Origin of the sequence: Anabaena sp. FACHB-83, assembly GCF_014697485.1 — a bacterium.
GTDB lineage: Bacteria > Cyanobacteriota > Cyanobacteriia > Cyanobacteriales > Nostocaceae > Nostoc_B.
Genome location: NZ_JACJRY010000006.1, coordinates 56,718 through 71,593, shown reverse-complemented (window position 1 = coordinate 71,593; position 14,876 = coordinate 56,718). Strand labels below are relative to the sequence as shown.

Here is a 14,876-nt window from a genome sequence, read left to right as displayed (position 1 = left end):
ACTTTAATTAAGTTTGAGGTACAGCAGCACAGGTTAAGGCACGTTGTATCTGCGAGGAAGATTTAGCGGCAATTAATTCAATTTTGCCTTGGGCATTACGTCGCCAAGAGGTAGCTTGGACAAGAGGCTGTGGTGATTTTGGTGTTTGGGCTTGTGCTGGTTTTGTGGTGTGGAATGCAGAGATATCGCGGACATCAGACCAAGTGCGATCGCCCCAAATCTGTTGCGTGGGATTTTGCGGTATTCCACCCCTACCTGTGGCGACAAAACTACTTCCACTATTAGTAGAACAACCATCAGCAATTTGCTGCGATGGATCATTCACATTTGCGGGTAGTTGATTTAAACCAGAATTGGGATTGACGTTGGGTGCGGTGATCTGCACAGTCCCATTCACACCAAACTCAGAACTGGCTGTAATATCATTGTCGGCAGTTAGTTGGTTACGGTATTCTAAACCGAGAATGCTGTTAGTCGTAATGTTAATATTCCCACCACGACCACGCACAGCGTTAGCAATAATATCACTATTACCAGTGGCGATGACAAACGGCGCATTGATACTAATGTTACCACCGTCGCCTGTATCGCCTGCTTCAGCATTCAGGAGACTGCGATCGCGCATCAGCAAAAAATCAGACAGATTTAACACTAAGTTACCACCATCACTAGCAACAGTAGAGGTGCTGATTTGAGCATTTTCCTTAAGAATAAGCGATCGCCCGGTAATCTCCACCGTCCCACCATTACCTGTTCCGGTGCTGCGACTGGTAATTTGTGCGCCAGTTTGCAAGTTAATGCGATCGCTGGCGGTAATGTTTAAGTTACCTGCTTTTCCTGATTGGGAGGAGGCGGTGGAAACAGTAGCATTGTCAATTAAATCTAAAGTTCCAGTGGTAAATTTCACCGTACCACTGTCACCACTACCCGAAGATTGACTACTAATTGTGCTTTGATTAAGTGCGATCGCGTTAGCTTTGACATCAATTGCACCAGCATTACCAATACCTGTGGTGTTGCTAGAGATGATACTTTGATTGTTGAGTTGTAAAGTACCTGTATTCAGGGCAATTTCTCCACCCTTGCCACTACCACTGGTATTAGCTGAGATTGTACTATTATCAAGTTCTATGGTGTTAGGCACATTAAATATAATATCTCCCGCATTGCCACTGGCAGAGGTTGAAGAGTTAACAGAACTACCATTGAGGAAGGAGAGGCGCTTTGTGGTGACATTGACATCTCCAGCTTGTCCAGTACTGTTTGTAGTGCTGAAAATTTGGCTGTTATTCAATGTTGTTAAACCAGGACTGGTAAGGGTGACATTACCGGCGGAGTCCCTACCTTTGGTATCGCTTTCAATTAGGGTGTTAGTTAGGGTAAGGTTCCCCGCACTACTAATGCTGACATCGCCTGATCTCCCTGTCTCATTAGATGGAACTATTGTTACAAGTGAGAATCCTGCCTCAATGGTCATTGGTTTACTCGTTTGGATTGTCAGATCAGTGACCTCCAAATCTCCCCGTCCCAAAATCGACACCGCCCCCGCCTCAGCAGAAGAAGATGTTGTTAATATATTCAGTCCAGATATCCGGTTTTGAGCATCTAATGTTACAGAACCACCATTTTTTGCAGTTCCTTGGGGCGCAACACTAAAACTATACAAGCTACTGCCGTTGCTCAAAATATCTCCATTTTGTGCAGTTAGGGCAATATTACCACCCTGGCCGCTATTCCCTGTGTATGAGTAGGAGAATGATACTAAGTTGCTCTCATTTAAGATGTTGCCATTGATCGCAGTTAGGGTGATATTCCCGCCGTTGCCACCACTTGATTTGGAGGAAGATATCAAAGATATCAAATCTTCTTCGCCTTTGATAGAGAGGTTACCATTGATTGCAGTTAAGGTGATATTACCGCCATTGTTATTTTGACCAAACTCGCTATCGGCGAATGCGTATATTTCGCCATTGACAGAAAGATTGCCGTTAGTTGCAGAAAGAGTAATATCTCCAGCACTTGGAGACCCATCGAAGCTGGATACGTATGAAGCTATAGAGCCACTGACAGAAAGATTGCCGTTAGTGGTAATCACGGTAATATCGCCACCATTCCCACTTCTAAGGAATGAGGAAGACGATGAGTTTAGATAGCGAATCGAGATATTGCCATTAGCCAAAAGCTTGATATCTCCGCCATTCCCACCATTCTCAAAAAAACCCAAAGACCCGGACTCAAAACCTTGGGCGACAATATCCCCAGAGGCAGTTAAGTTAATTGAACCACCATTGTCGTCTGTCATAAAACTCCTTGTGGTGATACTGCTTACCCTAATACTTCCCGGTGGCAAACCTGCCACTGTCCCCGTCGTGAAGCCTAATTGTGGCAAATTCGATGTCGGTACTGATGCCACCCCTGCCCGCAAAATCGCCGCCGGCTCAGTTGTGAGTATCAGATAATCCGGGTCAGTGCTGGGAACGCTCACATCAGGGCCGGTAATCACAATATTACCCCCCTCAATGCTCCCTGTGGCTTCCACCTTCAATGCTACTCCTGTGTAGTCACCAAACACCACATCCCCATTGGCATAAATTATCGGGTCAAACAAACTCACAAACTTCCCTGGAATCCCTGCTAAAGTCTGAAATGAGATATTGCCACCACTCAGGAAATGTGCATCCCCAGAAATATTCCCGTTGCTTACCAAACTCAGATTACCCCCACTCTGAAGTGCTGCTACTGGATGATTCAATGCCAGGATATCAATGTTTTGATTTCCTTGAATTGTTAAGTTTCTGCCTGCTTGGGCAAGAAATGGAGTTGTAAGAGTATCCCTAATTTGTACTGTATCTTGGGCTTTGAGGGTTAAGTCTCTCCCTGCTACCAATTCTCCCTGTAAGTCTAGGCTACCCGCTTCTAGTGTTAAATCTTGTCCGGCGGTGAGATGACTCTCGACTCGAATCGGTGCGGAATTCTGCCCCATTTGTAAGCCAATTGGTACACTCATGGTTAACAATGGTGTATTACTGGGATTTGTGGCACTAAATTCTACGCCATCGGCAAACTTGATACTATTGGCTGTTGTAGCGATAAATGAACCACCAATATTTAAGCTGGCATTTTTCCCAAAAATTATCCCGGATGGGTTGAGTAAAAATAAGTTGGCGTTACCATTTGCTTGAATTAAACCATCAATATAGGAAACATGACCGCCTGTGACACGGCTAAATATATTTTGGATATCTGCGGCATTATGAAAGACTGCCGAGCCGTTGCTGGGAACTGAGAATTGGCTGAAGCTATGAAATAAATTATTGCCGACACGGCTGCCGTTAGTGATGCTGTAATGATTACTACCTGTCACAGAGGTGTTGAGAGTCCCATCGGGAGTTACCTGAGCCTGAACATCACTATGATAAATAGCAGATGTCAAAATTGCACCAATTAAGCCCAAACCAGCAATAGTTATTTTCATTAATCTATTTCTTGTGTTCTATTCCATATTTATCTTTCCCCAGACAATAATCTTTTTAACAGTAGTTAATTTTCGGCTACAGCCGCACAGGTTAAGGCTGATGGTATCGGTGAATTAGTATTAGCTGCAACAAGCTCAATTTTGCCTTGGGCGTTACGTCGCCAAGATGTAGCTTGCACAAGGGTTTCTGGTGATTTTGGCATTTGGGCTTGTACTGATTGTGTTTTATGGAATGCAGATATATCGCGGATGTCTGACCAGGTGCGATCGCTCGTAATATCCTGTGTGGGATTTTTGGGTACACCACCCCTACCGGTAGCCACAAAACTACTACCAGTATTGCCAATACAACCACTAGCAATTTGTTGGGATGGATCGGTGAAATTATTTGGTAATTCTACTAAACCAGAATTGGGATCAACACCAACATTATCAATCTGCACAGTGCCATTAACATTGAATTGAGAACTAGCGGTAATATCATTGCTCAAAACTTCTCTGGGATTCAGCAGATTACGATACTTCAACCCAATCATTGCCTCAGTGGTGATGTGAATATTACCACCCCTGCCCTCGACTGCATTGGCAATAATGTCACTGTTTTCTAACCCGATAATATTGGGAGCATTAATTTTAATGTTACCCCCATTACCGCCTGCCTCTGCACTGATGTAACTACCATGACGCATCAATAAAACATCACGCACTTGCAAGTTAATATTACCGCCTTCACCTGCCTTAGCTTCCGATCGCAGTTTGCTTGCTTGATCCAACTTGAGATAATTAGCTTGGATCAGCATATTACCAGCATTTCCCGTACCTTTGCCACTCACTACAATTTCGCCGCGATCGCTCAGACTCAAATTCTTCGTGGTCAGATTTACTGAACCCGCAACACCAGGGCCTGTGGAAGAAGCATACAAGCCACTGGGGCCAGTCGCATCCAACGAGTAAAGTAGTTGCCCACTCGGCACTTGACTGACACCTGCAATATTCACAGAATTGGCTTGAATAGCAATATTTCCGGCTGTACCGTAGGTTTCAGTTGAAGTAGAAATTCGACCTCCATCCAGTAAGTTGAGTTGACCAACATTAAAAGTAATATTGCCACCAGTTCCCTGACCTAAACTAATCAGTTTTTCAGTAGCGAAATCATAGTTACCATTTGTTGAGGCAAAAAATCGGCTGGCGACTCCCGTTGAAGAACTACCAGCCACCGTTACTTCGTCAGCATTCACAATAATATTGCCCGATGCACCTTCACCATAAGTACCAGTCCGAATACCAGGGCCATTTAAGACTTCGAGTTTACCGACATTGAGAATGATGTCTCCACCCTTGCCAGTAGCGTATTCACGGTTACTGGTACTCATCCCGGTTAAAAATGCAGGTTCACCTGTGGCAGTTTCACCAGTCACACTTAAGTTTTGGGCTGTAACAATAATATTGCCCCCATCACCAGTACCTCTGGCGGTAGCACGCAATTCAGCCCCATCTCGAATGTTGACTTGTGCAGCATTAATGGAGACATTACCACCCCGACCTTGAGAATTATTCATGGTATTAGATGCTAAGGTACTCACACTAAATCGCTGTTTTGTTGGTGTATAGATTGCTTCCCCGATTAAATTGACAGTTGCAGCTTTAACTGTGATGTTGCCTGAATCGCCAATTCCATAGGCACGGGTGTTAATTTGTGCGCCATTTAAAACATTGAGAGTTGGCGTTTCAATGGTCACATCCCCACCTCTTCCCTTAGCTGTTGGTTGGGAGTAAGCTGCAATTGCCGTGTTAGCCAGGGCTGGCTGACCAATTAGTTCTAGGGATTCCGAAGCTTTGATGAGAATGCCTTGTCCTGAAGCTGTGCCTAAAGTGTGGGAAGTAATAGTAGAAGAGCCAGACAAAGTAATTTTCTGCCCTTGGAGAGCGATCGCACCACCTTGTTTTCCACTGGTATCAACCTTGGCTGCGTTCCTCAAGTTCATATTTTGGAACTGATTTACACGATTAAAATCTAAGCCAAATCCAGCCGTATTTGCCGACAGTCCCACAAAATTATTTGCCGCAACGCTACCTAATTCAACTCTGCCATCACTCGCAGTAATTGTACTCTGATCAAAATTTAAGTTACTGCCTACTAGCGCAAACGTATTTTTCGCGGGAACTGCTAATTTTGCCCGATAAACGTTAATCGCACCAGAATTGCTGCCCATTTGCAAACCAATTGGTACATTCATCGTCAATAAGGGTGTGGTCATCGGATTGACGGTAAATTCATTGCCATCAGCAAATTTGATACTATTTGCAGTTGTGCCAATAAAAGAACCACCCACCTTTAACTGAGCTTTGTCCCCAAAGATAATCCCTGCTGGGTTAAGCAAAAACAGATTCACACCGCTATTAGTTTTGATAGAACCGTTAATGTAGGAAACATCACCACCAGTCACCCGGCTAAAAATGTTTTGGATGCCAGAAGTACTGTTGAAAGTGGCAGAACCGTCTTTAGGAATAGAGAATTGTTGAAAGCTATGAAATAAATTCTTGCCAATAACAGTACCACCATTAATGGTATAGTTATTCATGCCAGACACATCAGTGTTAAGAGTTCCATCTTGTATAACTTCTGCCTGAGCATGACTGTTACCCATAGCCAAGATGTAGACTGCGCCAACTAAGCTTAAGTGAACAAAATTTAGTTTCATCAGCCAAACTTGTAATGATCTGCTTGCTGTCTAGTCTTCCCTAGATGAAGTGAGTAATTTGCTTGGCCGTGTAATTTTGTAGTGAAATTTTTTCAGCTTTTATTAACAGCAGAACAAGTTAATGAGGGTGATAAATTCACAGAAGATTTATCAGCAATTAACTCAATTTTTCCTTGGGCATTACGTCGCCAGGATGTAGCTTGGACAAGTATTTCTGGTGATTTTGGTTTTTGGGCTTGTGCTGGTTTTGTCTGGTGGAATGCAGATATATTGCGGGTGTCTGACCAAGTGCGATCGCTCCAAACTTCCTGTGTGGGGTTTTGCATTATTCCACCTCTACCTGTAGCGACAAAACTACTACCATTGGTATTAGAACAACCACTAGCAATTTGTTGCGATTGCTCAGTGAAATTTCCAGGCAGTTCAACTAAACCAGAATTTGGATCAACACCAACATTGTTAATTTCCACTGTACCATTCACCCCAAATTGCGAACTGGCAGTAATATCATTTTCTAGGGTCAATTGCGGACGATATGCTAAACCGATAATTCCTTGAGTAGTGATGTTAATATTGCCACCCCGACCTTGAACTGCATTGGCAATAATATCACTATCTTCTAAGCCCACGATGATTGGAGAATTAATTGTGATACTGCCACCATCACCTGTACCTCCTGCTGTCGCAATAATCTTGCTACCGTGGCGCAAAAGCAACACATCAGATTGCAGATTAATGCTTCCGCCTCTTCCTGAATTGGTGTTAGCCAAAATTTTGCCAGCATTATCTAGCTTGATCATCTCTGCATTAATGTAGAGATTTCCGGCATTACCAACTCCTTGATGATTGACTCGCACCAATCCCCCATCTGTAATTTCTAAGATTGGTGTATTAATAATCAGATCCCCTGAATTACCTGTAGGCAAAGCAGATAGTCCGAAAGCTTTTTGAAAGCTTAAAGGTAGAACCGTTGCACTCGCACCAATCTGACCTGATTTACCCGATGCGGCACTCACACCACTCACAAGAATCTTCTCTGAAGCATTAATTTGTAAAGTTCCAGCATTGCCTTGACCAAGGGTAGTAGCCCCAATACCTGCGCCTTGAGATACTTTTAGCCTGGGTGTATTGATAGTGACATTCCCTGCATTCCCCCTATTAAAGCTAACAGTTCCCAGCAAAGTGGCACTGAAACTGATGGGAGTTTCACCAGACAAATCAATAGACTCAGAAGCAGTGACAAATAAGTTTCCGGTTGAGCCACGACCGAAACTAGCACCTGTAATCGAACCGCCATCTTGGGCTTGCAATTGCCGTGTTGTGACTTGAATATCACCAGCCCTTCCCACTCCACGAGTTTCTGACATAATCCCACTCCGATTGGTTGCAGGTTTTAAAGGTGAAAACCCAATCAGTTGTATAGAATCTGCCTCTACGAAAATATTTCCTGCCCTTCCAGAACCGTATGTATGAGCGTTAATTCTTCCCCCATCTTGAAGTAGTAATTTTGGTGCAGTAATCGTCACATTACCACCAGCACCAGTGATGCTATTCGTCACCAATAGGCTTTGGCTAAATCCAAAATTACCAACTCCTCGAAGTTCTAGAGACTCACTGGCATTGACTATAATATCGCCAGAACCTTGATTTCCTTGGTTGGTGAGCAGAATTACAGAACCTTCCTTCACACTAATATTTCTGCCTTGTAATTGAATCGAACCGCCAGATGTACCACTGGTGTTAGCAAGAGCTTGATCTGAAAAGCGAATATCTCCGAACTTCTGCACATTGCTATAGTCAAAATTCCAGCCGAGAGATGATGAACTGAGATTAACTGTTCCAGCAGCACTGCCAAGTTCTAAATGTCCAGAAGGGGCGCTCACAATGCCACCATCTAAGTCAATCTCTCCTCCTATAAGTGCTAGAGTTTTACCAGAAACCTGCAAACCAATGGGTGTTGTTCCCATCTGAGGTGGTGTATTTCCTTCTATCAAACGATGTCCGGTATTTTGGACAGTAATTTTTCCAGGATTCTGCCCTATCTGTAAGCCGATGGGGACACTCATGGTTAATACAGGGGATTGAGTTATGTCGGTATTAAACACCTTACCATCAGCAAATTTAATACTATGGGCTGTAGTTCCGACAAATGAACCACCAATACTTAAACTGGCATTCTTCCCAAAAATAATCCCCGCAGGATTGAGTAAGAATAAGTTGGCACTACCATTAGCACTGATAGCGCCATCTATGTTGGAAACATTACCACCAGTCACCCGACTAAAAATATTTTGAATATCAGTAGCATTATCAAATGATGCTGAACTACCTGTAGGTAGGGAAAATTCGCGGAAGCTATGAAATAAATTGTTACCAACACGAGTGCCATCAGTTATGCTGTAATTATTACTACCGATCACATCAGTGTTGAGTGTGTTGTCAGGAGTTACTTGGGCGTGAACATAACTGTTGTCAAAAGCACAGATACAGATCGCGCCAAGAACAGCAAACCAGACAAAAGTTAATTTCATTAATCCAGTTTTTGTTTTTACTACGTATCTATAGTTCCCAATTCAGTAAATTGTGTAACGGTAATTAATTTTCGGCTACAGCAGTACAGGTTAAGGCTGGTGATATCTGCGAAGAAGATTTAACTGCCACTAACTCAATTTTTCCTTGGGCGTTACGTCGCCAGCCAGTTGCTTGGACAAGGGTTTTTGGGGATTTAGGGATTTGTGCTTGTGCTGGTTTTGTGGTGTGGAATGCAGAGATGTCACGAGTGTCTGACCAAGTGCGATCGCTTCTCAATTCCTGTGTCGGATTCTGCGGTATCCCGCCTCGTCCTGTAGCCACAAAACTACTGCCATTTGTATTAGAACAACCACTGGCAATTTGTTGTGATGTATCAGTGACATTTGCTGGTAATTCTACTAAACCAGAATTGGGATCAACACCAATGTTGTTAATTTCCACTGTGCCATTGACATTAAACTGGGAACTAGCAGTGATATCATTTGTTTGGTCTGTGCGGGGAGTCAGGGTATTGCGGTATTCTAGACCAATAATCCCTTGGGTTGTAATGCTAATATTCCCACCACGACCTTGAACAGCATTGGCGATGATGTCGCTGTTTTCCAAGCCCACAATTACTGGTGAGTGAATTGACAAGTTCCCACCATTCCCTGTAATCGCAGCAGTAGCAGAAATAAAGCTACCATGCCGCATTAACAGATAATCTTGCAAATTTAATCCGACATTTCCTCCATTTCCAGAGGCGGTTGATGCAGTGATACTACTTTGGTTATCTAGAAAAATCGAGTTGGCATTAATCTGCAAATCCCCTGCCTTACCGAGTCCTTCGTTTCGCACACTGGTATATGCCCCATCGGCGATCCGTAATGAAGGTGTGTTAATAGTGAGAGAACCTGCGTCACCTTTGGGAAAGGGAGGGAATCCATAGACAGCTTGAGTGATGGGATCGGCTATCTCCGCGTTAGAAACGATGCGGCTCGATAGTACTGAACCTTTAGCCTTACCCTGAATATTCACGTATTCAGAAGCGTTAATTACAACATTACCAGCCGAACCTGTAGTCACGGTAGTAGACCCTAAAAATCCCCCATCCCGAACCACTAACCTGGATGTTTTGATTAACGTATCATCGGCATTACCAGAACCTACCGTTGATGAACCTATGGTAGTTGGTGAAAGTGTGATAGAGTTGTTGCCCACAATTTCGATTAAGTCTTTTGCATTAATTTGCACTATCCCACTTTTTCCTGCACCTGCGGTGACAGAGAAAATAGCTCCATCCAAAAGCTTGACGTTGCCAGATGAGACTGTAAGATTGCCTGCATGGGTAGAACTTAACGTGTATGTTGCCAAACTAGACTTGTTACCATTGCTGGGGGCAAAACCATCTAAAACGATTGAGTCTGCAATATTGGCTGTAATCTTGCCACCAGAACCTTGATTAAATATCCTGGTAGCGATTTGTCCACCATTTTGGATGGATAGCTGTTTGGCAGAGATGGTTATATCACCTATTTGACCCGTTCCTAAATTGTCACTTTGGATAATACTTCCAATACTGCCATCGGTAACATTCCCCGTGAGATTCAGGGACTCAGTGGCCTTGACTGTAATTCCCCTAGAAATTTGTGCGCCTAAGTTTTGCAGTAAAATAGCAGAGCCATCGCTCAAGTTTATATTTCGCCCTTGGAGTTGAATCGAGCCATTGCTACCACTAGCATCAAGCAGTGATTGGTTTGTCAGGTGGATATCGTTGAATTGCGCCACGGCTGAATAATCTCCCTCCCAACCTGTAATAGTGGGTTTGAGTTTGACTTGACCTTCGCTCACACTCCCTACTTCTAGATGTCCACCTCCATTAGTGCTAACAATTCCACCGGAGAAATTAACTGCGCTACCGATCAGCATCAGTGTATTGCCTGTCTCCACTTGTAACCCAATAGAATTATTGCTGCGATCTGCGGGACTGAAAATGCCAGTGGTTAAGCGATGTCCGCTATTCTGCACACTAATCTCCCCTGAGTTTTTCCCCATCTGCAAGCCAATTGGTACACTCATAGTCAGCAAAGGAGTACCCGAAGCATTCACAGCACTGAATTCTATGCCATCAGCAAATTTGATACTGTTGGCAGTCGTCGCCACAAAGGAACCACCAATATTTAACGAAGCTTTCTCCCCAAAGATAATCCCGTTGGGATTCATTAAAAATAAACTGACGGGGTTACTGCTATTGAGCGTGCTAATCATCCCATTAATATGAGAAATATTACCACCCGTTACACGGCTAAATATCGTTGTAATATCTGGAGTATTCTTTAAATCAAAGGTGGCGGTTTTACCTGTTTCTACAGAAAAGTTACTAAAACTGTGGAATAAATTATTACCTTTATTTATGCCATCGGTAATAGTATAGTCATTGCCATTAATGCTGACACTGGTATTAGTTGTGTTATCTTGTATGACCTGAGCCAAGGTTGGTGTTGATAGAGATGATGTTGCGATCGCCGTTGTGAATGCAGCTAAAAGCCACTGTTGGTAGTACCTTGTCTTTCCATAGGTTAATCTCATACCCAATACCTAAACTTTGTTGCCTGACCATATACTTCCCGTGACAGTATAATTAATAACTAAACTTAATTTTTCTTAACAGCAGTGATAATGACTATCTAGCAAAGACTTTGGTATTACAATGGCTATTTTTTTGAAGTGTAAGGAGAACTATTTTTAACATTAAAATGCGGACATACGGAATGATTACTGAGGATATGGACATTAGATATATAGGACTCATATTTGATTTGGGAAAAAAATCAGCACACCCAGAGCAGGCTTCTTTCCTACTCCCTACTCCCCATTCCCTACTCCCTGCTTACACAACTAGATTCAGGAATCAAACCGTATTCCTATAGTAGGGGATAGGTAATATGTGACAGTTTACAAAGTACCTTGAAAAATCTGATTAGCAGTTAGTTGTAAATTTGGAAAAGTGAGAGATACAATCCGTTCGGAATTTCTAAATTGAGTAACTTGATATTCTTCGTCAACTAAATGGTAAATAGAAATTGTTGGTTGTTTAGGATTACCAATAAATTTTTTAGCTCCCAAAGCAGCATAATCGACAATCCAATATTCGGGAATTTTCATGGCTTCATAGTTCCCTAACTTAGTATAGTAATCATCTTCCCAGTTTGTACTCACAACCTCAATAATCAAAGGAATAGATTCACTGTGCATGACGGTCGATTCTTTGTCCCATAGTTCCTCATTATGAAGATTAGCATCATTAATCAAAACCACATCTGGCGAGTAACCAGATGATTTTCTTGGTGGTTTGACTAATGCTGTCTTAGGGATAAAGTATGGTAATTTTAAGCGTTTATATTCAACAGTGATTTCTCCTGCTAAAAAACCCGTAACTTTTTCATGTTTTCCACTTGGTTGAGGCATTTCTACGACTATTCCATCATGTAGTTCGTAACGTTTTCCGGTGTTTTCCGGCAGCCATGCCACAAATTGTTCAAAGGTTAATAGTTTGGGTAAAACTTGAGCCATGACAAAACCTCCGCTTGTTTTGACTTTAGCATTCTGAGCAACCAAAGTGATTAGTTGGCTACGGCAGCACAGGTTAAATCCGGTTGTGTATAGCCACTGTGAATAGCAACTAACTCAATTTTTCCTTGGGCGTTACGTCGCCAGCCAGTTGCTTGCACAAGTGTTTCTGGTGATTTTGGTGTTTGTGCTTGTGCAGGTTTTGTGGTGTAGAATGCAGAGATGTCACGAGTGTCTGACCAAGTGCGATCGCTCCTGATTTCCTGCGTCGGATTTTGCGGTATTCCACCCCGTCCTGTGGCGACAAAACTACTCTCTGTATTCCCAAAACAACCACTAGCAATCTTTTGCGACGAATCAGTAAAGTTTCCTGGTAATTCCACTAAACCCGAATTGGGGTCAACACCAACGTTATTAATTTTGACTGTGCCATTGACACTAAATGCAGAACTAGCTGTAATATCATTGGTCAAATCTGTTCTAGGGGTGAGGGTATTGCGATATTCCAGCCCGATAATGCCTTGAGTTGTGATGTTAATATTGCCTCCACGACCTCCGACTGCATTAGCAATAATATCGCTATTTTCTAATCCCACAATAATTGGAGAATTGATGGTGATATTGCCACCGTTTCCCAAGCCTCCTGCTGTGGTTGAAATTTGACTACCCTGACGTAATAATAGAGCTTTCTGAATATCAAGGTTGATATTACCGCCATTCCCTGATGTTGTTAAGGCACTAATTCTGGAGCTATTCTTCAACGTCACAATATCCGCAGTGATTTCTAGTTGTCCCCCTTGGCCTGTTTGGCGGTTTTCTACAGAAATGACAGCACCTTTATCTATGTTTAATGTCGAGGTGTTGATAAATATAGATCCGGCACTACCGGTTGCTGTTTCAGGAAGTCCTAAAATTCGTCGGAGTATAGCTGGTGCAGCAGTAACACTAGAAGTGATCTGAGTATTAATAAAATTACCATTAGCAATACTCAAGTCTAGCTGTTGAGAATTTGTAATCTCAATAGAATCTTCGGTATTAATGATGATTTTACCAGCATCACCACTAGAAAAAGCCGTAGTAATAATAGCACCACCATCGTTGAGTCGGAGTTTAGGTGTATTGACGATGGTGGTACCACCATCCCCTGCACCAAAAGAAGTTGAGACGATCGCACTATTAGATACAGAAGACGTTCCAGCCAAATCAATTAGGTCGGTTGCAGTCACACTTACTTGACCCGCATTACCAGATCCTAAAGTTGTAGAGGTAATTTGTGCGCCACCTCGAACAGTCAGTTTGCCGGTTGAGAGGGTAAGTGAACCAGCGTTACCCTGACTATAGGTTGTAGTGGCAAATGCACTCAGGCTAGAGGGGTCGAATGGGGAAGTCCCTGTGAGTTGAACAGAGAGCGGAGCATTAATGCTGACTTTACCACTAGAGGCAGCACTGAAAGTGTGGGCAGCGACAATCCCACCATTTTGCAGCATGATTTGAGGTGCAGAAATATTGATGTCACCACCTTTACCCAAGCCCAAAGCTTGAGTTGCAATTTGGCTGGGGAGAATAGACGTAGCGCCAGTAATTAAGAGAGATTCACTACCAATGATTTGAATTTTTCCACCAGGTTGCTGACCAAAATTCTGTCCAGCAATCACTGAACCATCTTGCAATGTAATGTTTGCACCATTTAACTGCACAGAGCCTGCACTGATACCACTCACATTCACTAGTGAGCCAGCTCGGAGTTGAATATCCCCAAATTTTGTAGTTGGAGTCATGCTCACAGTTGCAAGTTGATTGTTTTCTCCTAGTAACCATTCTCCATTGCTTAATGCCCCTAATTCAACTTTGCCAGAGTCAGCTATCAGTAAACCACCATCTAGAGTGACGTTACCCCCAACTAAAGAGAGTGTATTGCCAGATTTTACCTGTAACCCTGTAGTTGGGGTTGTGATGTTAAGTAGGGAAATTCCGATACGTTTGACATTATTACTATTGCCTGAACCTTCAACCCGAATATCTCCTGAACTTCCCCCCATTTGTAAACCGATGGGTACACTCATTGTCAGCAAAGGTGTACCCGCATCTTGTACAGCATTAAATTCTGTTCCATCAGCAAATTTAATGCTATTGGCTGTCGTTCCCACAAATGAACCACCAATATTCAACTTAGCATTTTGTCCAAAGATAATCCCGGCGGGGTTGATTAAAAATAAGTTGGCATTACCCTGGGTGATGATTTCACCATCAATGTGAGAAATATTACCACCAGTCACCCGACTAAAAATGTTTTGAATATCAGTAGCATTGTCAAATGATGCAGAACTGCCTTTAGGTAGGGAGAATTGACTAAAGCTATGAAATAAATTATTGCCGACACGAGTACCATTGGTGATATTGTAACTATTACTTCCACTTACAGAAGTATTGAGAGTATTATCGTGTATGACTTGCGCGTCAACACTGCTGTTGCAAACGGTAGATAAGCAAATTGCACCAATGAAGCACAGACCAGCAAAACTTACTTTCATTTACTTAGCCGTAATTTTTGACTCTGTGTTTATTCTGCCCAATAGATGTTTTTTTTAGTTCAGTAGTTTTGTAATTTTATTGTGATT

General features: G+C 42.8%; 6 protein-coding genes. All 6 read right to left on the bottom strand.

Annotated features, from left to right (window positions below; genetic code table 11):
• Positions 1–7: 7 nt before the first annotated feature.
• The gene (locus H6G79_RS09505; RefSeq protein ID WP_191049350.1) at positions 8–3,475 is read right to left on the bottom strand and encodes a filamentous hemagglutinin N-terminal domain-containing protein; all 3,468 of its coding nucleotides are present in this window, start codon (positions 3,473–3,475) and stop codon (positions 8–10) included.
• Between the two features lie 65 nt (positions 3,476–3,540).
• A complete protein-coding gene (locus tag H6G79_RS09500; protein WP_190592888.1) occupies positions 3,541–6,177 on the bottom strand; it encodes an S-layer family protein in 2,637 nt (878 codons plus the stop codon).
• Between the two features lie 92 nt (positions 6,178–6,269).
• On the bottom strand, positions 6,270–8,708 hold the full coding sequence (locus H6G79_RS09495; protein ID WP_190592889.1) for an S-layer family protein: 2,439 nt from the start codon (positions 8,706–8,708) through the stop codon (positions 6,270–6,272).
• A 64-nt stretch (positions 8,709–8,772) separates the two neighbouring features.
• Positions 8,773–11,277: an S-layer family protein gene (locus H6G79_RS09490; RefSeq protein WP_190592890.1), complete on the bottom strand. Its 2,505-nt coding sequence runs from the start codon at positions 11,275–11,277 to the stop codon at positions 8,773–8,775.
• A gap of 366 nt (positions 11,278–11,643) precedes the next feature.
• Entirely contained in the window at positions 11,644–12,261 is a 618-nt protein-coding gene (locus tag H6G79_RS09485; protein WP_190592891.1) for a Uma2 family endonuclease, read from the bottom strand.
• Positions 12,262–12,311: 50 nt separating this feature from the next.
• Positions 12,312–14,789: an S-layer family protein gene (locus tag H6G79_RS09480; RefSeq protein WP_190592892.1), complete on the bottom strand. Its 2,478-nt coding sequence runs from the start codon at positions 14,787–14,789 to the stop codon at positions 12,312–12,314.
• Between the last annotated feature and the right edge of the window lie 87 nt (positions 14,790–14,876).

What these genes read in the sequence shown, in the direction of transcription:
- H6G79_RS09505 (WP_191049350.1), bottom strand. Translation starts at nt 3,475, where the DNA reads ATGAAAATAACTATTGCTGGTTTGGGCTTAATTGGTGCAATTTTGACA.
- H6G79_RS09500 (WP_190592888.1), bottom strand. Translation starts at nt 6,177, where the DNA reads ATGAAACTAAATTTTGTTCACTTAAGCTTAGTTGGCGCAGTCTACATC.
- H6G79_RS09495 (WP_190592889.1), bottom strand. Translation starts at nt 8,708, where the DNA reads ATGAAATTAACTTTTGTCTGGTTTGCTGTTCTTGGCGCGATCTGTATC.
- H6G79_RS09490 (WP_190592890.1), bottom strand. Translation starts at nt 11,277, where the DNA reads ATGAGATTAACCTATGGAAAGACAAGGTACTACCAACAGTGGCTTTTA.
- H6G79_RS09485 (WP_190592891.1), bottom strand. Translation starts at nt 12,261, where the DNA reads ATGGCTCAAGTTTTACCCAAACTATTAACCTTTGAACAATTTGTGGCA.
- H6G79_RS09480 (WP_190592892.1), bottom strand. Translation starts at nt 14,789, where the DNA reads ATGAAAGTAAGTTTTGCTGGTCTGTGCTTCATTGGTGCAATTTGCTTA.